Annotated in this window: 22 protein-coding genes; 13 read left to right on the forward strand and 9 right to left on the reverse strand. The window is 63.9% G+C overall.

Annotation, left to right across the window (positions count from 1 at the left end):
* Positions 1 to 116: 116 nt before the first annotated feature.
* Positions 117 to 2,219: a bifunctional rhamnulose-1-phosphate aldolase/short-chain dehydrogenase gene (locus EJ070_RS04560; RefSeq protein WP_126090248.1), complete on the reverse strand. Its 2,103-nt coding sequence runs from the start codon at positions 2,217 to 2,219 to the stop codon at positions 117 to 119.
* A gap of 188 nt (positions 2,220 to 2,407) precedes the next feature.
* Here EJ070_RS04560 and EJ070_RS04565 point away from each other — a divergent pair, with 188 nt between their 5' ends.
* From EJ070_RS04565 to EJ070_RS04595, 7 genes are all read left to right on the forward strand, one after another.
* Positions 2,408 to 3,217, forward strand: coding sequence for a DeoR/GlpR family DNA-binding transcription regulator (locus EJ070_RS04565; RefSeq protein WP_126090249.1), 810 nt, complete (start codon positions 2,408 to 2,410; stop codon positions 3,215 to 3,217).
* Positions 3,218 to 3,272: 55 nt separating this feature from the next.
* Positions 3,273 to 4,268 carry a rhamnose ABC transporter substrate-binding protein gene (gene rhaS / locus EJ070_RS04570; protein ID WP_042637283.1) on the forward strand — a complete coding sequence of 332 codons (996 nt, stop codon included), beginning with the start codon at positions 3,273 to 3,275 and terminating at the stop codon, positions 4,266 to 4,268.
* A 119-nt stretch (positions 4,269 to 4,387) separates the two neighbouring features.
* Entirely contained in the window at positions 4,388 to 5,941 is a 1,554-nt protein-coding gene (locus tag EJ070_RS04575) for a sugar ABC transporter ATP-binding protein (protein ID WP_245464818.1), read from the forward strand.
* The gene (locus tag EJ070_RS04580) at positions 5,938 to 6,915 is read left to right on the forward strand and encodes an ABC transporter permease (RefSeq protein WP_126090250.1); all 978 of its coding nucleotides are present in this window, start codon (positions 5,938 to 5,940) and stop codon (positions 6,913 to 6,915) included. The genes EJ070_RS04575 and EJ070_RS04580 overlap by 4 nt, the downstream gene beginning before the upstream one ends.
* On the forward strand, positions 6,912 to 7,913 hold the full coding sequence (locus EJ070_RS04585) for an ABC transporter permease (RefSeq protein WP_126090251.1): 1,002 nt from the start codon (positions 6,912 to 6,914) through the stop codon (positions 7,911 to 7,913). The genes EJ070_RS04580 and EJ070_RS04585 overlap by 4 nt, the downstream gene beginning before the upstream one ends.
* Positions 7,913 to 8,227 (forward strand): L-rhamnose mutarotase, encoded by a 315-nt coding sequence (gene rhaM, locus EJ070_RS04590; RefSeq protein WP_189350378.1) that lies wholly within the window; start codon positions 7,913 to 7,915, stop codon positions 8,225 to 8,227. The genes EJ070_RS04585 and rhaM overlap by 1 nt, the downstream gene beginning before the upstream one ends.
* Positions 8,224 to 9,582, forward strand: coding sequence for an FGGY-family carbohydrate kinase (locus EJ070_RS04595; protein WP_126090252.1), 1,359 nt, complete (start codon positions 8,224 to 8,226; stop codon positions 9,580 to 9,582). The genes rhaM and EJ070_RS04595 overlap by 4 nt, the downstream gene beginning before the upstream one ends.
* Before the next feature lie 279 nt (positions 9,583 to 9,861).
* Here EJ070_RS04595 and EJ070_RS04605 read toward each other — a convergent pair whose 3' ends face one another.
* Both EJ070_RS04605 and galE read right to left on the reverse strand, forming a co-directional pair.
* The gene (locus tag EJ070_RS04605) at positions 9,862 to 11,112 is read right to left on the reverse strand and encodes a D-amino acid dehydrogenase (protein ID WP_126090253.1); all 1,251 of its coding nucleotides are present in this window, start codon (positions 11,110 to 11,112) and stop codon (positions 9,862 to 9,864) included.
* 101 nt (positions 11,113 to 11,213) lie between these two features.
* Positions 11,214 to 12,209 (reverse strand): UDP-glucose 4-epimerase GalE, encoded by a 996-nt coding sequence (galE, locus tag EJ070_RS04610; protein ID WP_126090254.1) that lies wholly within the window; start codon positions 12,207 to 12,209, stop codon positions 11,214 to 11,216.
* Between the two features lie 391 nt (positions 12,210 to 12,600).
* Here galE and hemA point away from each other — a divergent pair, with 391 nt between their 5' ends.
* Positions 12,601 to 13,878, forward strand: a complete 1,278-nt coding sequence (gene hemA / locus EJ070_RS04615) for a 5-aminolevulinate synthase (protein WP_126090255.1) — start codon at positions 12,601 to 12,603, stop codon at positions 13,876 to 13,878.
* Positions 13,879 to 13,889: 11 nt separating this feature from the next.
* On the opposite strand, the gene EJ070_RS04620 is transcribed toward hemA, so the two are convergent.
* Together EJ070_RS04620 and mscL are read right to left on the reverse strand one after the other, a co-directional pair.
* Positions 13,890 to 15,056 (reverse strand): pyridoxal phosphate-dependent aminotransferase, encoded by a 1,167-nt coding sequence (locus tag EJ070_RS04620; RefSeq protein WP_126090256.1) that lies wholly within the window; start codon positions 15,054 to 15,056, stop codon positions 13,890 to 13,892.
* Between the two features lie 101 nt (positions 15,057 to 15,157).
* Positions 15,158 to 15,580: a large conductance mechanosensitive channel protein MscL gene (mscL, locus tag EJ070_RS04625; RefSeq protein WP_059185060.1), complete on the reverse strand. Its 423-nt coding sequence runs from the start codon at positions 15,578 to 15,580 to the stop codon at positions 15,158 to 15,160.
* 237 nt (positions 15,581 to 15,817) lie between these two features.
* On the opposite strand from mscL, the gene EJ070_RS04630 reads away from it, so the two are divergent.
* Complete coding sequence (locus tag EJ070_RS04630; RefSeq protein WP_126090257.1) at positions 15,818 to 19,303, forward strand: NahK/ErcS family hybrid sensor histidine kinase/response regulator; 3,486 nt, start codon at positions 15,818 to 15,820, stop codon at positions 19,301 to 19,303.
* Between the two features lie 12 nt (positions 19,304 to 19,315).
* On the opposite strand, the gene EJ070_RS04635 is transcribed toward EJ070_RS04630, so the two are convergent.
* On the reverse strand, positions 19,316 to 19,951 hold the full coding sequence (locus EJ070_RS04635; RefSeq protein ID WP_126090258.1) for a TetR family transcriptional regulator: 636 nt from the start codon (positions 19,949 to 19,951) through the stop codon (positions 19,316 to 19,318).
* Positions 19,952 to 20,045: 94 nt separating this feature from the next.
* On the opposite strand from EJ070_RS04635, the gene EJ070_RS04640 reads away from it, so the two are divergent.
* The gene (locus EJ070_RS04640) at positions 20,046 to 20,702 is read left to right on the forward strand and encodes an O-methyltransferase (RefSeq protein WP_126090259.1); all 657 of its coding nucleotides are present in this window, start codon (positions 20,046 to 20,048) and stop codon (positions 20,700 to 20,702) included.
* 115 nt (positions 20,703 to 20,817) lie between these two features.
* Positions 20,818 to 22,110, forward strand: a complete 1,293-nt coding sequence (locus EJ070_RS04645) for an MFS transporter (RefSeq protein ID WP_126090260.1) — start codon at positions 20,818 to 20,820, stop codon at positions 22,108 to 22,110.
* 15 nt (positions 22,111 to 22,125) lie between these two features.
* Here EJ070_RS04645 and EJ070_RS04650 read toward each other — a convergent pair whose 3' ends face one another.
* Together EJ070_RS04650 and EJ070_RS04655 are read right to left on the reverse strand one after the other, a co-directional pair.
* A complete protein-coding gene (locus EJ070_RS04650; RefSeq protein ID WP_126090261.1) occupies positions 22,126 to 22,785 on the reverse strand; it encodes a response regulator transcription factor in 660 nt (219 codons plus the stop codon).
* Positions 22,786 to 23,112: 327 nt separating this feature from the next.
* Positions 23,113 to 23,550 carry a hypothetical protein gene (locus EJ070_RS04655; protein WP_126090262.1) on the reverse strand — a complete coding sequence of 146 codons (438 nt, stop codon included), beginning with the start codon at positions 23,548 to 23,550 and terminating at the stop codon, positions 23,113 to 23,115.
* Positions 23,551 to 23,664: 114 nt separating this feature from the next.
* Here EJ070_RS04655 and EJ070_RS04660 point away from each other — a divergent pair, with 114 nt between their 5' ends.
* On the forward strand, positions 23,665 to 24,015 hold the full coding sequence (locus EJ070_RS04660) for a DUF952 domain-containing protein (RefSeq protein WP_189350380.1): 351 nt from the start codon (positions 23,665 to 23,667) through the stop codon (positions 24,013 to 24,015).
* Complete coding sequence (locus EJ070_RS04665) at positions 24,012 to 25,088, forward strand: quinone-dependent dihydroorotate dehydrogenase (RefSeq protein WP_126090264.1); 1,077 nt, start codon at positions 24,012 to 24,014, stop codon at positions 25,086 to 25,088. Before EJ070_RS04660 ends, EJ070_RS04665 begins: the two co-directional genes overlap by 4 nt.
* A 37-nt stretch (positions 25,089 to 25,125) precedes the next feature.
* On the opposite strand, the gene EJ070_RS04670 is transcribed toward EJ070_RS04665, so the two are convergent.
* Positions 25,126 to 25,650, reverse strand: coding sequence for an STM3941 family protein (locus EJ070_RS04670; protein WP_126090265.1), 525 nt, complete (start codon positions 25,648 to 25,650; stop codon positions 25,126 to 25,128).
* Between the last annotated feature and the right edge of the window lie 6 nt (positions 25,651 to 25,656).

Here is a 25,656-nt window from a genome sequence, read left to right on the forward strand (position 1 = left end):
CCCCCTTGTGGGGAGGGTGGCCCGTAGGGCCGGGTGGGGGTCCCCCCGCCCCGGCAAGCACTCACCGCTTCGCGGCGATTGCCTGCCGACCCTCCCCGCAAGGGGGAGGGTAAAAGTTACCGCGTAAAACTCTGCGCGTTGCCGGCGTCGACATTGACGATGTTGCCGGTCGACTTGGCCGACATGTCGGAGGCGAAGAAGTAGATCGCCTCGGCAATGTCTTCCGGGAAGACCGAGCGCTTCAGCATCGAGCGCGAGCGGTAATGCTCCTCGAGATCGTCGGTCGACATCTTGTAGGCGGCGGCGCGTTGTTCCTTCCACTCGCCGCTCCATATCTTGGAGCCGCGCAGGACCGCGTCGGGATTGACGACGTTGACCCTGATCTGCGCCTCCGCGCCTTCGAGCGCGAGGCAGCGCGCGAGATGGATCTCGGCCGCCTTGGCCGTGCAGTAGGCAGCGGCATTGGGCGAAGCGGCAAGGCCGTTCTTGGAGGCGACGAAGACGACGTTGCCGCCGATCTTCTGGGTGCGGAACAGCCGGAAAGCCTCGCGCGAAACAAGGAAATAGCCGGTCGACAGGATGTCCATATTCTTGTTCCAGAGCGCCAGCGTCGTCTCCTCGATCGGCGCCGAAGAGGCCAGGCCGGCATTGGAAACCAGGATGTCGACGCCGCCGAATTCGACCGAAGTTTCAGCGAATCCCGCAGTCACCTGATCTTCCGATGTCACATCGATGCGTACCGGACGGACGAAGTCCTTGCCATAAGCCTTCGAGAGTTCTTCGTTGGCGCTGGCGAGCGCCGCCTCGTCGATATCGGCAAGCACCACGCAGGCGCCTTCGCGCAGCAGCCGGTTGGCGGTGGCGCGGCCGATGCCGCCGGCACCGCCGGTGACCAGCGCGATCTGGCCGGCCAGCGCCTTCGGCTTCGGCAGGCGCTGCAGCTTTGCTTCCTCGAGCAGCCAGTATTCGATGTCGAAAGCTTCCTGCGCCGGCAAACCGACATAGGACGAGACGGTCGAGGCGCCGCGCATCACGTTGATGGCGTTGACGTAGAACTCGCCGGAGATGCGCGCCGTGGCCTTGTCGCCGGCGAAGGTGAACATGCCGACGCCCGGCATCAGATAGACAACCGCATTCGGATCGCGAATGGCAGGCGAGTCCGCGTGCTTGCAGGCGTCGTAATAAGCCTGGTAGCCGACACGGTATTCGGCGATGTCGTCGGCGAGGCGCGCGATGACGGCGTCGACATCCGGGTTCTTCGGATCGAACTCGATCACCAGCGGCCGGATCTTGGTGCGCAGGAAATGATCCGGGCAGGAGGTGCCCAGCGCCGCCAGCGGCCGCAGGTCCCTGGAATTGACGAATTCCAACACGGCCGGTTGGTCGTCGAAATGGCCGAGCTTGTGGCTCTTGTCGGAGATGAGGCCGCGGATCCGCGGCATCAGCTTGGCGGCAATGGCGCGGCGGGCCGGCGCGTCGAGCGACTTCACCACCTCGCCGCCGAAGATCGCCTTGCCTTGGGACTTGCGCTCGAACCAGTCGATCGCCTGGTTGATCACCGAGATCGTGGTTTCGTAGCACTCCTTCGGCGTGTCGCCCCAGGTGAACAGGCCATGGCTTTCGAGCACGACGCCCCTGGCGTCCGGATTTTCGAGGCAAAATTTCTCCAGCCACAGGCCGAGCTCGAAGCCCGGCCGCTTCCACGGCAGCCAGCCGATGGCATCGCCGAAGATCTCTTTCGTAATCGCCTTCGAATCCTTGGCGGCGGCAATGGCGATGATGGCGTCGGGATGCATGTGGTCGACGCAAGCCTTGGGTACGAAGGCATGCAGCGGCGTGTCGATCGAGGCGGCGCGCGGATTGAGGTTGAAGGTGCAGTGGGGCAGATAGCCCACCATCTCGTCCTCTTGCTCGACGCCGCGATAGAGCTCCTTAATGGAGCGCAGCTTGTCCATGTATAAGGTGGCGAAACCGTCAAGCTTGATCGAGGCGCTGTCGCCGCCCGAGCCCTTGACCCACAGGACTTCCACCTCCTCGCCGGTCAGCGGGTCTTTCTGCCAGACCTTGGACGAGGTGTTGCCGCCGCCATAGTTGGTGACGCGCTTGTCGGAGCCGAGCGTGTTCGAGCGATAGACCAGGAGCTCGGGGCCGCTCATCCCTTCGGCTTTTGCATCGTCCCACAGATTGGCGAGGCGCGAGCCGGAGCGCTTGTCGAGCATAGGTATCCTCCCTTGAAGCGCGGACCGTGCGCTCCTCTTTTCTCGCCGGGAATGTCTACGCAAGTGGTCCGCTTGTCAATCACAAACGATCAATATCGATCATATTGCACTGCACAATGAAATTATATGATCGGAAATGATTGACACTGCGCGTTTTCTAGTGCCTGATGGCCTGGCAGGGAGGAACCATGCACGAAAAAGAGCGCCACAGGATCATTCTGTCCGCCGTCCAGGAAAAACCTGTGGTGACGGTGCAGGAAATGGTCGAGCTGACGGACTCCTCCGAGGCAACGATCCGGCGCGACATCGCGGCCCTCCACGTGCAAAAGCGCCTGCGCCGGGTGCGCGGCGGCGCCGAGGCGATCTCGCCGCCGCAGTTCATCGGCCTTGCCGGCCGGCCTTTTTCCGTCAACGAGACGCTGAACGCGGCGCAGAAGCGTGCGATCGCGCGGGAAGCGGTGAACCTTTGCAAGGATGGCGAGCCGATCATCATCAATGGCGGCACCACCACCTTCCAGATGGTGCATTTCCTGACCGGGCGCCGCATGCCGATCTTCACCAATTCCTTCCCGATCGCCGAGCACCTGCTAAAGCATTCGAAGAACACGGTGATGCTGTCGGGCGGTACGATCTACCGCGAGCAGAACATCATCCTGTCGCCCTTCGACAATGACGTGACGCGCAATTTCTATGCGCGCCGCATGTTCATGGGCGCTCAAGGCCTGGGACCGCTCGGGCTGATGGAGGGCGACCCGCTCTTGATCCAGGCCGAGCAGAAACTGATCGACCAGGCCGACGAGCTGGTGGTGCTGGTCGATTCCTCGAAATTCCGCATGCGCTCCAGCCTGATCCTGTGCGGGCTGTCGCGCATCGCAACGGTGATCACCGACGACGGCGTCGAGGACCGCGAAGCCAAGATGCTGGAAACAGCAGGCGTGGCGCTGATCGTCGCCAGCAAACAGTCAAGCAACAAGGAAGAATCTTCACTGCAGGCCTGAGGTGAACTCACGCCCGCAGCGGCGATGGAATGCAACGCTCAAGGGAGGATATTCGATGAGCTTTTTGAAGAAACTGCTGGTAACGGCGGCCTTTTCCGCCGCCATGTTCGTGAATGCCGCCTATGCCGAGAACGTCAAGATCGCGCTGGTCGTGAAGTCGCTCGGCAACGGCTTCTTCGACGCCGCCAACAAGGGCGCCGAGGAAGCGGCCAAGGAGCTGGGTGACGTCGACGTCATCTACACCGGCCCGACCAAGGCGACCGCCGAGGCGCAGATCGAGGTGATCAACTCGCTGATCGCGCAGAAGGTCAACGCGATCGCCGTCTCGGCCAATGACGCCGACGCGCTGGTGCCGGTGTTGAAGAAGGCGATGGATCGCGGCATCACCGTGATCTCCTGGGACTCCGGCGTCGCCAAGGAAGGCCGCCAACTCCACCTCAACCCGTCCGACACCGGCCTGATCGGAGAGACCATCATCAAGCTCGCCGCCGACTACCTGCCGGAAGGCGGCGACGTCGCGATCCTCTCGGCCTCCTCGACCGCGACCAACCAGAACGCCTGGATCGAAGCGGCCAAGAAGGTGCTGCCGGAGAAGTTCCCGAAGATCAAGCTGGTCGCCACCGTCTATGGCGACGACGATTCGGCGAAGAGCACCGATGAAGCCAAGGGCCTGCTGAAGTCCTATCCGAACCTCAAGGCGATCATCGCGCCGACCACCGTCGGTGTCGTCGCCGCGGCGCAGGTGGTGACCGATGAGAACCTGATCGGCAAGGTCAACGTCACCGGCCTGGCGCTGCCGTCCGAGTTCAAGAAGTTCATCGACAACGGCGCCAGCCAGGCGGTGGCGCTGTGGAACCCGATCGACCTTGGCTATTCGGCGATCTATCTGGCCCATGACCTCGCAGTGAAGAAGGAAGAGGCCAAGCCCGGCGCCACGCTGTCGATCGGCCGCGTCGGCAAGGTGACGCTCGACGACACCAACTCGGCTGCGATGGCTCCGCCCTTCCAGTTCGACAAGACCAACATCGAGAAGTTCTCCAAGATCTATTGATCTCGGACGCCAGTACCCTCCCCTTGTGGGGAGGGTCGGCGAGACGGTCTTGCGAAGCAAAGCCGGCGAGACGGGGTGGGGGGTGGCGACATCTCCATGCACCAGGACCTTAACTTGATATGCTAGACAACCCCCACCCCGCTCACGTCGTTCGCGACCCTCCCCACAAGGGGGAGGGTAAGGCTCCGCGCCTGACGCTGTTAGGCATTTCCAAGAGTTTCCCGGGCGTGCGCGCGCTGCACAATGTCAGCCTGTCGCTCTATCCCGGACAAGTCACGGCGTTGATCGGCGAGAACGGCGCCGGCAAGTCGACGCTGGTCAAGATCATGACCGGCATCTACCAACCCGACACCGGCGAAATCAGCATCGACGGCCAGGCCACGACGCTGCCCAGCGCGCACGCCGCCTTCGGCCACGGCATCACCGCCATCCATCAGGAGACCGTGCTGTTCGACGACCTATCGGTCGCCGAAAACATCTTCCTCGGCCATGCGCCGCGCACCCGCCTCGGCACCATCGACTGGCGCACGATGCGCAAAGATGCGCGCGAGGTGCTGGAGACGATGCGCGCCGGCCATATCGATGCCGACACGCGGCTGAAGGACCTCGGCATCGCCAACAAGCACCTCGTTGCCGTTGCTCGCGCGATGTCGATCGATGCGCGCATCGTCATCATGGACGAGCCGACCGCCGCACTTTCGATGAAGGAGATCGAAGAGCTTTTCCTCTTGATCGAATTCCTGAAGAGCGAAGGCAAGGCGGTGCTCTTCATCAGCCACAAGTTCGATGAGATCTACCGCATCGCCGACCGCTACACCGTCTTCCGGGACGGCGAGATGGTCGGCGAAGGCCTGCTCAAGGACACCGGCCAGAACGAGATCGTGCGCATGATGGTCGGCCGCAACGTCGACCACATTTTCCCTGAGCGCAAGCCGAAGATCGGCGCGCCGGTGCTCGCGGTCTCCGGCCTGTCGCATCCGACGGAGTTCGACGACATCGGCTTCGAATTGCGCAAGGGCGAGATCCTCGGCTTCTACGGGCTGGTCGGCGCCGGGCGCAGCGAGGTGATGCAGGCGATCGCCGGCATCACCCGCACCAGCCGAGGCACCATCTCGCTGGACGGCAACTCAATCGCGCCGAAATCAGCGGCTGATTCCATCGAGGCCGGCATAGTCTATGTGCCGGAAGAGCGCGGCAAGCAGGGCGTGGTCATCGGCCTGCCGATCTTCCAGAACGTATCGCTGCCTTCGCTTGCGCGCACCTCGAAATCCGGTGTGCTGAGGCTCGCGGAAGAATTCTCGCTTGCCCGTTCCTACACCGAGCGGCTCGATCTGCGCGCCTCATCGCTCAGCCAGGACGTCGGCACGCTTTCCGGCGGCAACCAGCAGAAGGTGGTCATCGCCAAATGGCTGGCCACGACGCCCAAAGTGATCATCCTCGACGAGCCGACCAAAGGCATCGACATCGGCTCCAAGGCCGCCGTGCACGGCTTCATGGCCGAGCTCGTCGCGCAAGGCCTGTCTGTGATCATGGTCTCGTCCGAGCTGCCCGAAATCCTCGGCATGTCGGACCGGGTCGTGGTCATGCGCGAGGGCCGCATCGCTTCGGTCTACGACAACAAGGGGCTGGACGCCGAAACGCTGGTGCGAACCGCAGCGGGGATCGCGGCATGAAGAACTTCCTCAAATACCGCGAGATCTGGCTGCTTGCCGGCATCGCCGTGCTGATCGGCCTGATTTCCACGCGCTTCCCTGGCTTTGCCGACCCGGCCAATCTGCGCCAGGTGTTCAACGACACCTCGATCCTGATGATCCTGGCGCTGGGACAGATGGTGGTGATCCTGACGCGCTCGATCGATCTGTCGATGGCGTCCAACCTCTGCTTCACCGGCATGGTGGTGGCGATGCTCAACGCCGCGCATCCGGCGATCCCGATCCCGGTGCTGATCGCCATCGCACTGTTCGTCGGGCTGGTGCTCGGCGCCATCAATGGCTTCCTGGTGTGGCGGCTGAACATCCCCTCGATCGTGGTGACGCTCGGCACGCTGACCATCTATCGCGGCGCGACCTTCGTCGTGTCCGGCGGCGCCTGGGTCAATGCCGACCAGATGAGCCCGGACTTCATCAACTTCCAGCGCGCCGCCTTCCTCGGCCTGCCGGTGCTGTCGTGGATCGCTATCATAGTCATCGCGCTGTTCTTCCTGGTGATGACGCGCACGCAGATCGGCCGCTCGATCCATGCCATCGGCGTCAATCCGACCGCGTCGGTCTATGCCGGCATCGATGTCGGCCGCACCAAGTTCATCGTCTTCTGCATTTCCGGCATGATCGGCGGGCTCGCCGGATACTTGTGGATCTCGCGCTATGTGATCGCCTCGGTCGAGGTTGCGAACGGCTATGAGCTCAACATCATCGCCGCCTGCGTGATCGGCGGCATCTCGATCGCCGGCGGCATCGGCTCGGTCGGCGGCGCGGTGCTAGGGGCGCTGTTTCTCGGCATCATCTCCAACGCGCTGCCGGTCATCAACATCTCGCCCTTCTGGCAGATGGCGATCTCGGGCAGCGCCATCATCCTGGCCGTGGTGCTCAACGCGCGCGGCGAGCGCCGGCAGGGCCGCATCATCCTGAGAAAGGCGGAAGCGGCATGAGCGACACTCCTCACCCACGCCGCATACCGGACCGGCTCGACAAGCCGCTCTCTTCCGCGATCTTCTCTTGGGAGGCGCTGCTCGTCGTCATCGCGGTTCTCATCTTCGCGGTCAACAGCTTCGCCTCGCCCTATTTCCTTGATCCATGGTCGCTGTCGGACCTCACCTTCAACTTCACAGAAAAGGGCCTGATCGCGCTTGCCATGGCGCTGCTGATCATCTCCGGCGAGATCGATCTTTCGGTCGCGGCGATCGTGGCGCTCGCCTCGACCATGATGGGCATGGCGGTGCAGTCCGGCGCCGGCACGCCGGTGCTGGTGGCAATCGGCGTCGTTGTCGGGCTGGGCTGCGGCGCCTTCAACGGGCTGCTGGTGACGCGGCTCGGTCTGCCTTCCATCGTCGTCACCATAGGTACGATGAGCCTGTTCCGCGGCATCGCCTTCATCATCCTCGGCGACCAGGCCTATAAGGGCTATCCGGAGAGCTTTGCGTTCTTTGGCCAGGGCTATGTCTGGTGGGTTTTCTCGTTCGAGCTGGCGCTGTTCCTCGTCGCGGCGCTCATCTACTGGTTCGTGCTGCATCGCACGAGTTTTGGCCGGAAGGTCTTTGCCATCGGCAACAATCCGGTCGCCTGCCAGTTCTCCGGCGTGCGCGTCGGCCGCATAAAATTCATCCTGTTCTGCCTGACCGGGCTGATGTCGGGCATCGCCTCGGTGCTGATCACCTCGCGGCTCGGCTCGACAAGGCCCTCGATCGCGCAGGGCTATGAGCTGGAAGCAATCACCATGGTGGTGCTGGGCGGTGTCTCGATCCTCGGCGGCGCTGGCAGCATCTTGGGCGTCGTGCTCGCCGCCTTCATCATGGGGCTGGTGACGTTCGGACTCGGCCTGCTCAACGTGCCGGGCATCGTCATGTCGATCTTCATCGGGCTATTGCTGATCATCGTGATCGCGCTGCCCATCGTGTGGCGCCGCCTGCGCGAAGGACGCTTCGCCTGATGGAGAAATACGCCTTCAAGATGAAGCTCAACTCCGGCATGAAGGCCGAATACAAGCGGCGCCATGAAGAGATCTGGCCGTCGCTGGTCGCGCTTTTGAAGCAGGCCGGCGTCTCCGATTATTCGATCCATCTCGATGAGGAGACCAACATCCTGTTCGGGGTATTGTGGCGCAGCAGCGATCACGGCATGGCCGATCTGCCCAAGCATCCGGTGATGCAGCGCTGGTGGGCGCATATGGCCGACGTCATGGAGACCAAACCCGACAACGAGCCGGTGGCGGTGCCGCTGGAAACAATGTTCCATATGGCATGATTGTCGCCGTCATCGATATCGGCAAGACCAACGCCAAGCTGGCGCTGGTCGACCTCGCGCGCATGGCCGAAGTAGCGCTTCGCCGCACGGCCAATGCCGTCATCGCGGACGGCCCCTACCCGCATCACGATGTCGAGCGATTGTGGGCCTTCATCCTCGAAAGCCTCTCCGACCTCCACCGCGAGCAGCCCATCGACGCCATCTCGATCACCACCCATGGCGCGACCGCGGTGCTGGTCGATGCCGAAGGCGGGCTTGCGCTTCCGGCGATCGACTATGAATTCACCGGCACCGATGAACTTGCGCAGAACTATGATGCGGTCCGTCCGCCCTTTGCCGAGACGGGCACGCCGCGCCTGCCGGCCGGCCTCAACATCGGCGCGCAGCTCTTCTGGCAGCAGAAGCGCTTTCCTGCCGAGTTCGCGCGCGCCGCCGCGATCCTGATGTATCCGCAGTACTGGGCGCTGCGGCTTACCGGTGTCGCCGCTAACGAAGTGACATCGCTCGGCTGCCATACCGATCTCTGGAACCCCTGGCAGGCCGACTATTCGTCGCTGGTCGACCAGATGGGCTGGCGCCAGCTGATGGCACCGGTGCGGCCGGCAAGAGACCGACTGGGGCCGATCCTGCAGGCGATCGCGCAACAGACCGGACTCGACCCCGCGACTCCCGTCTTTTGCGGCCTGCACGACTCCAACGCCTCGCTGCTGCCGCATCTTTTGTCCGATCGGCCGCCTTTTTCCGTCGTCTCGACCGGCACCTGGGTGGTGTCGATGGCCGTCGGCGGCAGGAAGGTCGAGCTCGACCCGGCGCGCGACACGCTGGTCAATGTCAACGCGCTCGGCGACCCCGTGCCTTCGGCCCGCTTCATGGGCGGGCGCGAATTCTCGTTGTTGACCGGGGGCCAGCCGGTGGATTGGGACGAGGACGATGTCGCCGCCGTGCTTGCGCGACAGGCCTTGCTGCTGCCTTCCACTCAACAGGGCTCCGGACCGTTTCCGCATCGCGCCGCGCAATGGCATAATGCCGAGGCGTTGAGCGCCGGCCAGCGCTTCGTCGCCATCTCCTTCTATCTGGCGCTGATGACCGCGACTTGCCTCGAGCTGATCGGCGGCGACGGACCGACGACGGTCGAGGGGCCCTTTGCCCAGAACCGGCTCTTCATCCGCATGCTGGCGGCAGCGACAGGCAGGCCGGTCATCGCATCGGAGACATCGACCGGGACCAGCATCGGCGCGGCGCTGCTCGCATCGGATAGCGCTAACGTCATGAGCGAAGGCGAGCTGACCGAACCATCCGCCGATCCGGCTTGGCACGATTACGCGCGATCGTGGCAGCAGGTCGTCGGGACATGATCTGCGCCCAGATGCTTGCCATTATCTGACGGTCGGCGCCGCCCCTCATTGCCCTGCCGGGCATTTCTCCCCGTATAGTGACGGGGAGAAAGACGCTGTCTCGACGATTTCGCCAATCGCCAGCGATGCAGAACAGTGCGCAGCCGTTTCGGCTAGCCCCCTTCTCCCCGTCACTTAACGGGGAGAAGGTGCCGGCAGGCGGATGAGGGGCAGCGCCTGCCTCGGCAATTGGCGACTCGCCAAACATGCCGCAAGTTATCACTGCTAAGATGATTGCCCTCAATTGGCGTAAAGCAGCCCCTGCGGATCGATCTCAGGTTTGCGGCCGGCGACGAGGTCGGCCAGGAATTTTCCCGAGCCGCAGGCCATGGTCCAGCCGAGATGGCCGTGGCCGGTATCGAGATAGAGGTTGCGGTATTTCGCCTGGCCGAAGATGGGCACGGAATTCGGCATCATCGGCCTCAGGCCTGCCCATAATACAGCTTTCTTCTCGTCGAAGGCGCCGGGGAAAAGGTCCTTGCCGGTCTCCAGAATGGTTCTGAAATCGCGAGGCTTGAACGCGCGGTCGAAGCCGGTGAATTCCGCCGTCGAGGACATCCGCAGCCGGTTTCCCAGCCTCGAATAGCCGATCAGCCGGTCCTCGTCGGCGCCGCCCATGGTCGGGCCCTTGCTCTCGTCCTCCAGCGGGATGGTCGCCGTGTAACCCTTCACCGGATAGACCGGCAGGTCGATGCCGTAGCGGCGGCCGATGAGGCCGCTTTCCGGTCCCATGGAGATGACGACGGCGTCGCCTGTAACCGGGCCGGCCGAGGTCATCACCGCGCGCACGTGATCGCCCTCGATATCGAGGCCTTGCACGGTCGTGCCGAACAGGAATCTGACGCCGAGCTTCTCGGCCGCGTAGGCGGCAAGCTTGTCGACGAACTGCTTGGAATCGCCCGTCTGGTCGATCGGCGAATAGATGCCGCCGGCGATCTTGCCCTTCACGCCGGCGAGGCCCGGCTCCAGCTCGGCCAGACGGTCGCGGCCGACGATCTCGATCGGCAGGCCGTGCTCGCCGAGATAGCGGTAATTGTCGGCGCCGGTGTCAAAACTCTTCTGCGAGCGGAAAAAGTAGAGGATGCCTTTCTTGCGCTCGTCGTATTGGATGCCGGTCGCGTCCGACAGCGCGTTGATGCAATCGCGCGAATAGAGCGCGAGCCGGAGCTTGACGTCGGTGTTGGCGCGCAGGCGCGTCGCCGTGCATTCGCGCAGGAAACGCAGGCTCCAGGCATAGAAATAGGGATCGAGGCGCAGCCTGACCTTGATGCCGAGGTCGTGGTTCCACAGCGCCCGCAGGAAGGTCTTCAGCGCCGCGGGCGAAGCCCAGGCGGTGGCGTCGCCTGGCGAGACAAGACCGGCATTCGACTGGCTGGTGCCGCGCGCCGCCGCTTCATGGCGCTCGATGACCGTCACCTCATGGCCGTCTTTAGCCAGATAGTAAGCGGCCGCCGTGCCAACGACGCCCGCCCCGAGCACCAAAACCTTCATGCCGTCCCTCAAGGATCATTCCAACAGCGCGCGTTTACGCACCACTGCATGAGCCTCAATACCGCGTCTAAACGGACCAGACGAGCCCTTGGCCCAACAGGTCAGTTTCGAACGGAGTTCTTGCCCGTCAGGATGCGCTCCCAGGCCAGCGCATCCTTGACGATCTGGTCGAGGTCGTCGCGCTGCGGCGCCCAGCCGAACTCCTTGCGGGCAAGCTCGGAATTGGCGACGACTGCGGCGGCATCACCCGGACGGCGGTCACCCATGCGGACATCGAAATCATGGCCGAAGGCGCGGCGCACGCTCTCGATCACTTCGAGAACCGAATAGCCGTGGCTGTAGCCGCAATTGGCGACGAGGCTCTCGCCGCCTTCGCGCAGCCGCTGCAGCGCCAGCCGGTGCGCCGCCGCGAGATCGCTGACATGGATGTAGTCGCGGATGCAGGTGCCGTCCGGCGTCGGATAGTCGTTGCCGAAGACCTGCATGAAGGGCCGCTTGCCGAGCGCGGTCTCGCAGGCGACCTTGATCAGATGCGTGGCGCCCGGCGTCGACTGACCGGTGCGGCCCTTCGGATCGGCGCCGGCGACGTTGAAGTAGCGCAGCGCCGTGTAGCGGATATCGTGCGCGATGGCGGCATCGCGCAGCATCCATTCGCTCATCAGCTTGGAGAGGCCATAGGGCGATTCAGGCGCCAGGCGCGCGTCCTCGCGCACCGGTTCCAGCCCGGCGCCGCCATAGACGGCGGCAGTGGAAGAGAAGATGAAATGCGGCACGCCCTCACGTACCGCGGTTTGGATCAGCGTGCGGGTCTTGCAGGTGTTGTTCTCGTAATAGCCGAGCGGATCGGCGACCGATTCCGGCACCACGATCGAGCCCGCGAAGTGGATGATGGCGTCGATCTTGTTTTCCCGGATGATCCGGCCGACCAGCTCACGGTCGGCGACGTCGCCGACGACGAGCTTCGCCTCGGGCGCCACCGCCCATTCGAAGCCTGTGGAAAGCCGGTCGAGCACGACGACGCTTTCGCCGGCGTCGAGAAGCTCCCAGACCATGTGGCTGCCGATATAGCCGGCACCGCCTGTTACCAAAACCGTCATCATCCACCTCGCTGATCAAGATTTATCGGAAACTGTCTCAACAGCCACCGTGCTGGAAACCCCGCCGCAAGCCCATTAAAGCGCGTCGAAATGGATACAGTCGACGCGCTTTAAGTTTTGTTTTGATGCATGTCGTTCCCCCAAAACCGCTGTGCACTTTTGGGCGATATGCATTAGCCTCCCTGAATGTTAAGTCTGTAACAGTTCCTCCCGCCCGAGGCATCGTACCGAAACAAAACTGGTTCACACCCTCGTTCACACATCCTGGAGGAATAGGCCACGATCCGGCAGCGTTAGGAACAGGCCCGGGGCGTGGCATTTTGACCGGTTTGGTCCGGTGGACGCGCATCAGGCCGGTGACTATGATCCGGCGCAAAATTGGGAAGCCGACATGAATTACCAGCGGTTCTTCGAAGACGCGATCGACCAGCTCCATGCGGAGCGGCGCTACCGGGTTTTCGCCGATCTCGAACGCATCGTGGGCAAGTTCCCGCGCGCCATCTGGCGCTCGAACGGCCGCGCCCAGGAAATCACCGTCTGGTGCTCCAACGACTATCTCGGCATGGGCCAGAACGGCGATGTGATTACCGCCTTCCAGACCGCGGCCGGCAAGATGGGCTCGGGCGCCGGCGGCACCCGCAACATCTCCGGCACCTCCAACCCGCTGGTCGAGCTCGAGCATGAGCTGGCCGACCTGCACGACAAGGAAGCGGCGCTGGTCTTCACCTCCGGCTTCGTTTCCAACGAGGCCTCGATCTCGACCATTGCCAGGCTCCTGCCCAACTGCCTGATCATCTCGGACGAGTTGAACCATGCCTCGATGATCGAGGGCGTGCGGCGCTCGGGCGCCGAGAAGAAGATCTTCCGCCACAACGACGTCGCGCATCTGGAAAGCCTGCTGCAGGCGGCGGGCCGCGAGCGCGCCAAGCTGATCGTGTTCGAAAGCGTCTATTCGATGGACGGCGACATCGCGCCGATCCGGCAGATCGTCGAGCTCGCCGAGCGCTACAACGCCATGACCTATATCGACGAGGTGCATGCGGTGGGCATGTACGGGGCGCGCGGCGGCGGCATCACCGAGCGCGAGGGGCTGGCCGACCGCATCGACATCATCGAGGGCACCTTGGCCAAGGCCTTCGGCACGCTGGGCGGCTACATCGCCGGCGCCAGCGCCGTCATCGACGCCGTGCGCTCCTATGCGCCGGGCTTCATCTTCACCACCGCGCTGCCGCCGGCGATCGCGGCGGCGGCCACCACCTCGATCCGGCATCTGAAGCGCTCGCAGGCCGAGCGCGACGCGCAGCAGCGCCAGGCAGCCAGGACCAAGCAGGTGCTCGCCGCGGCCGGGCTGCCGGTGATGGAATCGGCCACCCACATCGTGCCGGTGCTGGTCGGCGATCCGGAGCTGTGCAAGATGGCCAGCGACCGCCTGCTCGGCGTCCACGGCATCTACATCCAGCCGATCAACTATCCGACGGTGCCGCGCGGCACCGAGCGGCTGCGCATCACGCCGACACCCTTCCATTCCGACGCGCTGATCGCCGAATTGCAGGACGCGCTGGTCGAGACCTGGGATGCGCTCGGCATTCCCTATGCCACCTCAGGCCGTCCCGTCCTCGCCAAGAGCGACCGCATCGTTCCTTTGCTGGTGCCGAAGTCAGGCGGCTGAAGCCGCCTGCCTCACACCGTCTTCATCCATTTCGCCAGGCGATTTGCCGCCTCCTCGAGCTGATCGAGGCGGCGGTGGAAGCATAGCCTGAGGAAGGCCTCGCCGCCGGGGCCGAAGGCCGTGCCGGGCGCCAGGCCGACATTGGCGTTGTCGACGATGTCGAAGGCGGCGGTGCGGGAATCGGTGATGCCGTCGACCGTGAAGAACAGATAGAAAGCGCCTTGCGGCACGGTGAAGCGTGCCTTGCCGGTGGCACCCAGGATATCGCAGACGAGATCGCGCGCAGCGCGTGCCCGTTCCACTTGGCTCACGATGAAGCCGTCGCCCTCGTCAAGCGCTGCGACCGCGCCGCGTTGCATGAACTGAGCGACGCCGGAGGTCGAATACTGGATCAGGTTCTCGAACACCTGCTGCAGCGCGGGATGGGTCTTGATCCAGCCGACACGCCAGCCGGTCATCGCCCAGTTCTTGGAGAAGCTGTTGACGAACAGGATGCGGTCTTCGCCCGTGGCGACGTCGAGGAAGGACGGCGCCCGGCCATGGCCATAGTGGAACAGCGAATAGATCTCGTCGGCGATGATCCAGAGGTTCTTCGCGCGGGCGAGATCGAGGATCGCTTGAAGGGTCTCCCTGTCGGCGGTCCAGCCGGTCGGGTTTGACGGCGTGTTGATGAACAGCGCCTTGGTGCGCGGCGTGATGGCCGACGCGATCTTCTCGACATCGCAGGACCAGCCATTGCCGGACCGATCGAGCACGACCGCAACCGGGACGGCACCGGCGACCCCGGCGGCAGCAGCGAAATTCGGCCAGGCCGGCGACAGATAGATCACTTCGTCGCCGCTGCCGGCAATCGCGTCGATGGCAAGTTGGATGGCATGCATGCCGGAAGCGGTGACGATGAACTCCTCCTCGGCGAAGTGCTTGCCGAAATGCCTGGCGTAATAGCGGGCGAGCGCCTGCCTGAGCTCGGGAATGCCCTTCTGCCAGGTGTAGAAGGTCTCGCCATTGGCGAGACCGCGGGCGGCGGCATCGCTGATGAAGGATGGCGTCGGCAGGTCACCCTCGCCGGCCCAGAGCGGGATCAGGCCTTCGCGCAGGCGGCCATGGTTGACGACGGCGACAATGCCGCTTTCGGGTGCGGCGCGGGCTTCGGCGCGCAGGGTCTGAATCAAGGTCATGGGCAAATCCGTGGTCGTCTTTTCCGCGCTCTTACCAGATCGCCGAACAGAAAACCCCAGCCGCAAGCGGCCGGGGTTTTGGTCCAGAGTATCTGTAAGGGTTATTTCTTGGCGAGAAGGTCACGGATTTCGGTCAGAAGCTGGACATCGGCCGGCGGCGGTGCCGCCGCAGCGGCGGGCTTCTCACGCTCCAAGCGCTTGCGCAGATTGTTCACGGCCTTGACCATGAGGAAGATGATGAAGGCAAGGATCAGGAAGTTCAGCACAACGGTGATGAAGCTGCCATAGGCGAAAACGGCGCCTTCTTTCTTAGCGTCGGCCAGCGCAGCCGAATGGACGTTCGAGGACAAACCAAAGAAATAATTGTTGAAGTCCAGACCGCCGAAAATCGCCCCGACGATCGGCATGATGATGTCGTTGACCAGCGAGTCGACGATCTTGCCGAAAGCAGCGCCTATGATGACGCCGACGGCCAAGTCCATCACATTGCCTTTGGAAATGAATTCCTGGAACTCTTTCAGCATTCGACCCTCCTAGCCATGACCGGCCGCGCTGCCGCCCCGGCTCTCCGGCGCCGACCCAAGATCACAATAACAAAAACCCCCGGTTGCAAAACCGGAAAAAGGGCGAAATCCCGGTTTGTGTTTAAGCCGCGCCGTCAGGCACATATGCGGCGAAAGCCGCGATGGACTCGGGCTCCAAGCTGTGGTTGCGTCTAGCCGAACCGGTGTGGAGCATCGGTCAGGGAGGAAGTTCGAACCGTGCAAGGCTGGTTCGTCGTCATCATCGCGATCGCCTATGTGACGCTGCTTTTTGCCATCGCCAGCGTCGGCGATCGGCGCTCGGTGGCAGCCGGGCTCGGACGGGCGCGGCCCTTCATCTATGCGCTCAGCCTCGCCATCTACTGCACCTCCTGGACCTTTTTCGGCTCGGTCGGCCTCTCCTCCGAGCGTGGCCTCGAATTCCTCGGCATCTATACGGGACCGGTGCTGGTCTTCGTGTTCGGCTTCCCGCTGCTCAACCGCATCGTACGGCTGGCGAAAAGCGAGAAGATCACCTCGATCGCCGACTTCCTCGGCGCCCGCTACGGCAAGAGCTTCATCGTCGCGGCGATCGCGACGCTGATCGCCACGATCGGCGCCGTGCCCTATATCGCGCTGCAGCTGAAGGCGATCTCAGGCTCGGTCAGCCTGATGATCGAACACTATACCGGATCGCCGCCTTCCTTCGATCCGTTCGTCAGCGACATCTCGCTGGTGGTCGCGATGCTGCTTGCGCTGTTTGCGGTGCTGTTCGGCACACGCCACGCCGACGCCACCGAGCACCAGGATGGGCTGGTGCTGGCGGTGGCGGTCGAAACCGTGGTCAAGCTCGCCGCTTTCCTCGCCATCGGCCTGATGGTGACCTTCCTCATCTTCGGCGGCCCCGGCGACATGCTGGCGACGCTCGCCGCAAATGCCGAGGTGCGCGAGGCCATGGGCTACAACACCTCTCTGGCCACCTGGCTGGTGCTGACAACCTTGAGCGGTTTTGCCATCCTGATGCTGCCGCGCCAGTTCTACGTCACCATCGTCGAGAACCGCAGCGAGGCGGAACTGCGCGCCGCGACCTGGGTGTTCCCGCTCTACCTCGTGGCGATCAACCTGTTCGTGCTGCCGATCGCCTTTGCCGGCCTGTCGCTGGTGGGCACCAAGACGAGCAGCGACCTCTACGTGCTGTCGCTGCCGCTGCTCAGCGGCCATGATGTGCTCGCCATGGCCGCTTTCATCGGCGGCCTGTCGGCGGCGACCGCAATGGTCATCGTCGAGAGCGTGGCGCTGTCGATCATGATCTCCAACGACCTCGTCATCCCGCTGTTCGTGCGCCGGCTGCTCAAGACCACCTCTTCGCAGAACGAGGACTGGTCGACGCTGATCCTCAACGTGCGGCGGGCGTCGATCTTCATCATGCTGTTCATCGCTTTCCTCTATTACCGGGAGAGCACCAACAGCGCGCGGCTGTCCTCGATCGGACTGATGTCGTTTGCCGCGATCGCGCAATTCGCGCCGGCGCTGATCGGCGGGCTGATCTGGCGCCGCGCCAACGGCCGGGGCGCCGCGCTCGGCATGGTCGCCGGCATCGCGGTCTGGGGCTACACGCTGCTGCTCCCTTCGCTCGTCGGTCCCGGCTCCGATATCGTCGTCCATGGCCTGTTCGGCTTCGAGGCGCTCAGGCCGCAAGCGTTGTTCGGCACGGTCGGCGAGCCGCTGAACCACGGCGTGCTGTGGAGCCTGTCGATCAACACGCTGTTCTTCGTGCTGGGATCGCTGTCCCGGGCTTCCGTGCCGCTGGAGCGCATCCAGGCGGCGATCTTCGTGCCGCGCGAGGCAGGCCCGATGCCGAGCCTGCGCCGCTTCCGCACCGCCGTCACCGTCAACGACCTCAAGGACACGATTTCCCGCTATCTCGGCGTCGAGCGCACCGAGCGTTCCTTCCAGTCCTTCGAGAAGAACGCGAACGTCTCCCTGCATGGCAAGGAACAGGCCAGCATGGACGTCATCCGCTTCTCGGAGCAATTGCTGGCGAGCGCGGTCGGCTCGTCCTCGGCGCGGCTGATCATGTCGCTGCTCTTCCGCCGCAACGATCGCGATTCCAAGGATGCCTTCCGGTTGCTCGACGACGCCACCGAGGCGCTGCAGCACAATCGCGACCTGCTGCAGATCGCGCTCGACCAGATGGAACAGGGGATCACGGTCTTCGACCGGGACTTCCGGCTGATCTGCTGGAACCGGCAATACCGGGCGTTGTTCGACCTGCCGGACGAGATGGGCCAGGTCGGCGTCTCGCTCGACCAGATTCTGCGCCATCTCGCCGAGCGCGGCGACATCCCCGCCGACCAGCGCGTGGCGATGCTCAACCGGCTGACCAGCTTCGTCAGCCCCTGGCAGATGGAGCTGAAGACCAGCGGCCGCATCCTGGAACTGCGCTCCAACCCGATGCCCGACGGCGGCATCGTCGCCACCTATGCCGACATTTCCGGCCGCGTCGAGCAGGACCTGGCGCTGAAGCGGGCGAACGAATCGCTGGAGCAGCGGGTCAGGAGCCGTACTGCGGAGCTCACCCGCGTCAACGAGGAACTGGCGCAGGCGCAGATGCTGGCCGAGGAAGCCAACCTCAGCAAGACGCGCTTCCTCGCCGCCGCCGGCCACGACATCCTGCAGCCGCTCAACGCCGCCCGGCTCTATTGCTCGTCGCTGATCGAGAAGGCCGGCAAGGGGCCGGCCGGCAAGGCGGCGATCAACATCGAGTCCTCGCTGGAATCGGTCGAGACCATCCTCGGCGCCGTGCTCGACATCTCGCGGCTCGACGCCGGCGCGTTGAAGCCGGAGGACACCGCCTTCAGCCTCGGCGGGCTGCTCAGCCAGATCGGCAACGATTTTCGCCCGCTCGCCGCCGAAAAGAAGCTGGAACTCGAGATCATGCCGTCATCGCTCGGCGTCATGACGGACCGCAACTTGCTTCGGCGGCTGATCCAGAACCTCGTTTCCAACGCCATCAAATACACGCGCGAGGGCCGCATCCTCGTCGGTGTCAGAAGGCGCGGCGAGTTGGCCGAGATCCAGGTGATCGACACCGGCATCGGCATTGCCGGCGACAAGCTGAACACGGTCTTCCACGAATTCACGCGGCTGGACGAAGGTGCGCGCGAGGCGGAAGGGCTTGGCCTCGGCCTCTCCATCGTCGACCGTATCGCCCGGGTGCTGAGGCTCGAAATCCGCATCTACTCGAACCCCGGCAAGGGCACGCGCTTCTCCGTGATCCTGCCGGTGGCGGCGGTCGCGGCGCCACCGCGCGAGGTCGGGAAGCCGCCGGCACGCGCGGCCTCCACGCTTGCCGGGCTGAACGTGCTGTGCATCGACAACGACGCGCGCATCCTCGATGGCATGCGGCTGCTGCTCGAGGGTTGGGGCTGCAGCGTCGAGACGGCCTCCGGATCGGACGATCTGCTGCGGCCGGGCGCGCGAAGGCCCGATATCGTGCTTGCCGACTACCATCTCGACGGCGGCACCGGGCTCGACGCGATCGCCAAGCTGCGCGCCGCCTATGGCCAGGACCTGCCTTGTGTGCTGGTCACCGCCGACCGTTCCAGCGAGGTGCGCACTGCTGCGGGCCGGCTCGACGTTCCGGTGGTCAACAAGCCGCTGAAGCCGGCCGTGCTGCGCTCGATGATGGCAAGGGTCAGGGCGCTGGCGCCGGCGGCGGAGTGATCCTCTTCCTGCCTATCCTTGGTGCCCCAGACTCCTGAGATAGGCACAGAACATGTCGGCAAGGGCGTCGGAATAATCTTCGATCTCAGCCTCTGTTCGCGGGTTTTCCGAAAAGTCGGCCCCCATGGCGCTGAGAGTTTTTATGATCAGTTGGCCGGCCATGGCGCGGGCATCATCCGCGGCTTCGGGCAGCGTCTCTCGCATGAAGGCCTCAACCGTGCCGTTCGCCGTGGCCCTTGCCTCCTGCGCCTCGGGCGCGTCGCGATAGAGGGGTGCTGCATCGTCCAGCGCACCACGAACCGCCGCCTCGTCGCATTCGGAGCGGATGAAGGCATGCACCAGCGTGCGTATCCGTTCCAGCGGCGGGATTTCGACATCCTCGAGGATGTCACACAAAAGATCGGTCGTCTGCCGCCATTCGTCGCTCTGCAGCCGGAAGAGAAGCGCCGCCTTGTTGGGGAAATATTGATAGAGCGAGCCGACGCTGACGCCGGCCTTCTCGGCCACGCGCGTGGTGGTGAAACGCTGCGCGCCTTCGCTCGCCAAAACCTGAGCAGCTGCCTGCAGAATCGCCGCGACGAGCTCCGTCGCGCGGGCCTGTTTGGGCTGTTTTCGGGTGGAAATTGAAGGGCTTGGGCGTTGGATCATGGCCGCGCTCGGGAATGCGAATTGGAAACCTGAAGGATTATTCGTATTTTTTCGGACGACACAAGAAAGCATTTGTTCCCGACTGGAGACAGCCATGACGACCCTTACCGGAACCCCGCTCGCGCCGCTGCTCGCCCGCCTGTTCAACGAAGCCGCCGCGGCGACCAGCCCCGCGATAGTCCAGTACTCGCGGGAGGAACGGGCGCGCCTCCTCGGCAGCAAGACCGAATATCTCAATTTCTACGGCAGCCTGAAGGACCTCTGGCTCGCGGTTTCGCCGGAGACCGGCACGCTGCTTTACATGCTGGCGCGCAGCACCGGCGCGCGCATCATCGTCGAGTTCGGCACCTCGTTCGGCATCTCGACGCTCTACCTTGCCGCGGCGCTCAGGGACAATGGCGGCGGCCGCCTTATCACGACGGAGTTCGAGCCCTCCAAGGTGGTACGCGCCAAGGCCAATCTCGCCGACGGCGGCCTTCTCGATCTTGTCGAGATCCGCGAAGGCGACGCGCTGGAGACGCTGGCCAGGGACCTGCCGGACCGGATAGACCTCCTGCTGCTTGACGGCGCCAAGGCGCTCTATCCGGAGATCCTTAGCCTGGTCGAGAGCCGACTGAGGCCAGGCGCGCTGGTCATCGCCGACAACGCCGACTTCTCTCCCGAATATCTGGAGCGGGTGCGCTCGCCGACAGGCGACTACTTGTCGACGTCGTTCGGCGACGACGTGGAACTGTCGATGCGGCTCGGCTGACCAAAACCCGGCACAAGCAGACCAACTACTCACGCTGCTCGTTGAGCGGCCGTAGGCGTTCACGTCAGCCAACGCGCCATCCCGGCCTTCGGGCCTTTGACGCGTAGGTGACATCATGACCACATTTTCGTCCTCCTGGCGCGGGCTGCCGCGCCCGGCGCTGCTCGGCCTGTTCCTCTTCTTCTGCGCCGGTTTCGCCGACGGCGCGCTGGTGCCGTTCTTTCCGCTCTGGGCCAGCAGAGAGGCCGGCATTCCAGTCGGCGCGATCGGCCTGCTGTTCGGTTGCTATGCGGGCGGAGAGCTGATTGCGGCGCCGCTCATCGGCGGGATTGCCGATCGGGTCGGCCGCCGTCCGGTGCTGATTCTCTCATCGCTCGGCGTCGGATGCGGCTTCATCGCCCTATTTTTCGTCCATGGTGTTGTCGCCACTGCCGTTGTGCTCATCCTGACCGGCATATGCGAGTCGGTGCTCCATCCGACGATTCTCACCGCGATCGCCGATGTGACCGAGCCTTCCGCGCACCCGCGCTGGTTCAGCATGGCGCGTGTGAGCTCGAGCGCCGGGCAGATCCTCGGACCGGCCTGCGGCGCCCTGCTCGCGCTCATATCGCTCAGCACCGTGTTCCTCGCCGGTGGCGGCATGCTCATCCTGGGCGGCACCGTGATGCTGATAGCGCTCGCGGAGACGATCGGCAGCGGAGCTCACGCAGCCGGCGATCAGGACGACGAGGAAGAAGAAGAGGGCCTGTCGGCGCTGCTGCCGGCCTTCCGCGACGGCCGCCTGGCGAAGCTGCTCCTCTGGGTCGTGCTGTTCGAGATTTCCGGCAACTGGATCGAGGCCGTGATCCCGCTCTATGCGCAGGATGCCGACACGCTCAGCCCGTCCGGCGTCGGCACGCTGTTTGCCTATGCGGCGGCACTGACGGTCGGCCTGCAGATGCTGGTGAGCGGCTTTGCCGAGGCGCGATCCGCGCTCTGGCTGACGGTGGGCGCGGGCCTCTCGACCATTGCCGCCTTTGTCCTGCTCGCGGCGTCGCCGGCGATGCTGTCGCTGATTGCCGCGGTGAGCCTCTGCTCGGTGGCGCAGATGCTGGTCGGGCCGCTCGTGCCGACTGCCGTCAATGCACTCGCACCCGCAGCACGGCGCGCCTCCTACATGGCGGCTTCGTCGGTGGCGGTCGACCTCAAGGACTCGCTCGGACCTTCGATCGGCACCGCGCTCTATGCGCTCGCGCCGCGGCTGCCCTGGATCGCCGGCATCCCGCTGGTGGCGATCGCGTCGCTCGGCCTCGGCGTCGCGATCGGAAGAGCGCGCAACTTTTCGGGTGCAGGTTTCGATGCGGAATCCGGCGGACCCGAGAGATCAACGACCTGGTCAACAAGCCCGGCAACGGAGGAGCAATCCTGATGCCGAAGTCCGGCCTCAGCCCACCGGCTGCAGCGGGTCGCCGCCGATCTTGGAGAGTTGGATGACCGCCTGGGTGCGGCTGTCGACGCCGAGCTTCTGCAGGATGGCGGAGACATGCGCCTTGATGGTGGCTTCGGAGACGCCGAGTTCATAGGCGATCTGCTTGTTGAGCAGGCCTTCCGCCAGCATGCCGAGCACCCGCGTCTGCTGCGGCGTCAGCGCCTGCAGCCGCTTGATCAGGTCGGAGATTTCCGGATCGCGCTCGACACCGAGCTCGACCCCGGCGGGCGCGGCGATGTCGCCGGCAAGCACAGCCTGCACCGCGTTGCGTATCTCCTCCATACTGGCCGATTTGGAGATGAAGCCGGAAGCGCCCAGATCGAGCGCGCGGCGGATTGTGACGGGATCGTCGTGCGCCGACACCACCACCAGCGGCACCGACTGATGGATGCCGCGCAGCGAGATGAGACCCGACAAGCCGCTGGCGCCCGGCATCGACAGGTCGAGCAGCACCATGTCGATGTCTTCATTGGCAAGGACGAGCGCCTTGGCGCTTTCGAAATCGCCGGCCTCATGGATGGCGGCGACGTCGCCAAGGCCGGCAAGCGCCTCCTTCAGCGCGCCGCGAAACAGCGGATGATCGTCGGCAATGACGAAAGTGTAGCCCGACGGCAAATATTCCTCCCCGGATCCCATCGCTGATTATAATGCTTTTTGCGGGATCGGAACGATTATGCGGCGGCGCGGCGCATTTTCAAGCGGCAAAGGCCGCGCGGAGATTTTTCCCCAGAGCGGTCTTTTTCACGGAAACACAGAACCGCTCTGATTTTTGCGCAATTCCGGGCGGAAAACCGCTACGCACTTTCCTGGAATTGCTCTCTTTGTCGTCGCAATTCCGGACGGAAAACCACTACGCACTTTTCCTGGAATTGCTCTCTTTGTCTTGTCGCAATTCCGGACGGAAAACCGCTACCCACTTTTCCTGGAATTGCTCAGGGCATTTCAGGTCTTTTGCGGAGCGGGTTTGGCGCCACCGTCGCCGTTCTCCTTGTCCATGTCCTTGACGATGTCCATGAAGCTGCGGAAGAAGCGCTCCATGTAGCTCATCGTCTTGTTGAAATCCTCCTCGCTGGGCAGCTTGGATTCAAGCTGGGCGGAGAGCGAATTCTCGAGCTTGGCGACGCGCTCGTCGAGCGCCTTCACCGAACCTTGCAGCCGGTCGATCTCGTCCTGGAAGGCGGCGCGCTCGTCGGCCGCCATCTTGCAGACGAGCTGGCCGGAGCGCTCCTCGCAGATCGACATGGCGCCGGTCTGGGTGTCCATGCGGACATAGCCGTTGGCCGACTTTTCCAGCCGGTAACGGTCGGTCTCCTCGGAATAGGCCGACGCCGCAACCAGCGAGCAAAGCGCCGCCGAAATCACGATATGCTGCAGACGCATGTTGTTTATCCTCCATGAGCCGTTGAGCCAAGAATATGACAGGTTTGCGCCTGAAATGGGGAAGAGTTCGGAAGTACCCTTTCCCCCATGGTTCGTTCGGACTATAGCGCGACAATGTCTCAGATTATCTACAAGATCGCTCCTGAAGCCATGTGGCGCGAAGCGGAGCGGAACGGCCGCTTCACTGGAGCGCCGATCGACATTGCCGACGGCTTCATCCATTTCTCGACCGCGGCGCAGGTGCGCGAGACCGCCGCCAAGCATTTCGCCGGCCAGGCGGATCTGCTTTTGATCGCGATCGACGAAGCAAAGCTGGGCACGGCCTTGAAATACGAGGTGTCGCGCGGAGGCGCGCTGTTCCCGCACCTTTACGCTCCGCTCGACCTCGATGCCGTTCTCTGGGTTAAGCCGCTGCCGCTCGGCGCGGATGGCTCGCATCAATTTTCAGCGCTGGAGGGCGAATGAGCCTGCTCGACCGGATCGGCCAGAAACTGCTTTTCTCATTCGATCCGGAAACCGCGCATGGCATGTCGATTGCGGTACTGAGATGCGGCCTGCCGGTTGCCTCACCTCCCATGCGAGACGCGCGGCTCATGGTCAGCCTTTGCGGGCTCGATTTCCCGAACCCGCTCGGCATGGCGGCCGGCTACGACAAGAATGCCGAGGTGCCGGACGCGCTGCTCAAGCTCGGCTTCGGCTTCGCCGAGGTCGGCACGATCACGCCGCTGCCGCAGCGAGGCAACCCGAAGCCACGCATCTTCCGGCTGACCGCGGACGAAGCGGTGATCAACCGGCTGGGCTTCAACAATGAAGGCCACGCTGCCGCCGAAAAGCGCCTTGCGGCGCGCAAGGGGCGCGAGGGTATCGTCGGCGTCAACATCGGCGCGAACAAAGACAGCGCCGACCGCATCGGCGACTATGAGCGCGGGGTGGCCCGCTTCGCGCCCTACGCCAGCTACCTCACCGTCAATATCTCCTCGCCCAACACGCCGGGCCTGCGCAACATGCAGGCGCGCGAGCAGCTCGGCGAGCTCCTGTCGCGAGTGATGGCGGCACGGGCGAAAGCGGCGGCGCACCCGCCCATCTTCCTCAAGATCGCGCCGGACCTCGCCGAGGCGGAGCTGGAGGACGTCGCCGCCGAGGTCATCGAGAAAGAGATCGACGGGGTCATCGTCTCCAACACGACGCTCTCGCGGGCTGGATTGCGCAGCGCAAGTCTTGCAGGCGAAACCGGGGGGCTGTCGGGCAAACCGCTGTTCGAGCGCTCGACCGCGGTGCTCGCCCGGATGCGCAAGCTGCTCGGCCCGGAGATGGCCATCATAGGCGTCGGCGGCGTCGACTCGGCCGAAACCGCACTGGAGAAGACCCGCGCCGGCGCCGACCTGGTCCAGCTCTACACCGGCATGATCTATGCCGGCCCGGCGCTGCCTGGCCGCATCGTTGCCGGCATGGCGCGGTTTGTGGAAAGGGAAAGACTGACTTCGCTGCGTGAGCTACGCGACAGCAGAGTTGACGCCTGGGCCGCTAGATCACTTTAGGAAGCCGCTCCGAGCGGCATCTCCAAAGCGAACTCACTCAGCTGGTCGAGGACTGACTCAGCTCACCATGCAACGCCTGCAGCCGGTAGGAATTCAGGGTCTCGACCATCTTTTCCGTTGATAGACGCCAGCCCCGGGGGAGACCACCCTCAATTCTGGGTCTCCCATCAGATCGGGGCTTGGCGCTAGGTTCGAAGCGAAACCCGACCGCCTTAGATCGTCTCTGCCTGCGGATATGGAAACCCTGAACATCCTGCCAGGCAATTTTGAATGGCGTCCGAATAAGACCGCCGCCAACCGTGAACCCGCCGCCATCCAAGATTAAAAAGTGCGGCCGGATGATCAACCAGGCGAAAATCAGTGAGCACAGCCCAAAGAAGGATATGCCAAGCGAACCCGCCACAATCATTTTGAGCGCCGCGAATATTGGTTTATTCATATAATCCCGGATCAAATAAGCTCCTAGCCAAACAAAGGCTGCGCTTGGGACGAGGCATAAAAATCCTTTCGTGCGTGACCCTTTTATGATCATAGGCTCTACTTGCTGAAGCTCCCCGCTCATTGTTTC

It is taken from the genome of Mesorhizobium sp. M1E.F.Ca.ET.045.02.1.1 (genome assembly GCF_003952485.1).
Classification (GTDB): domain Bacteria; phylum Pseudomonadota; class Alphaproteobacteria; order Rhizobiales; family Rhizobiaceae; genus Mesorhizobium.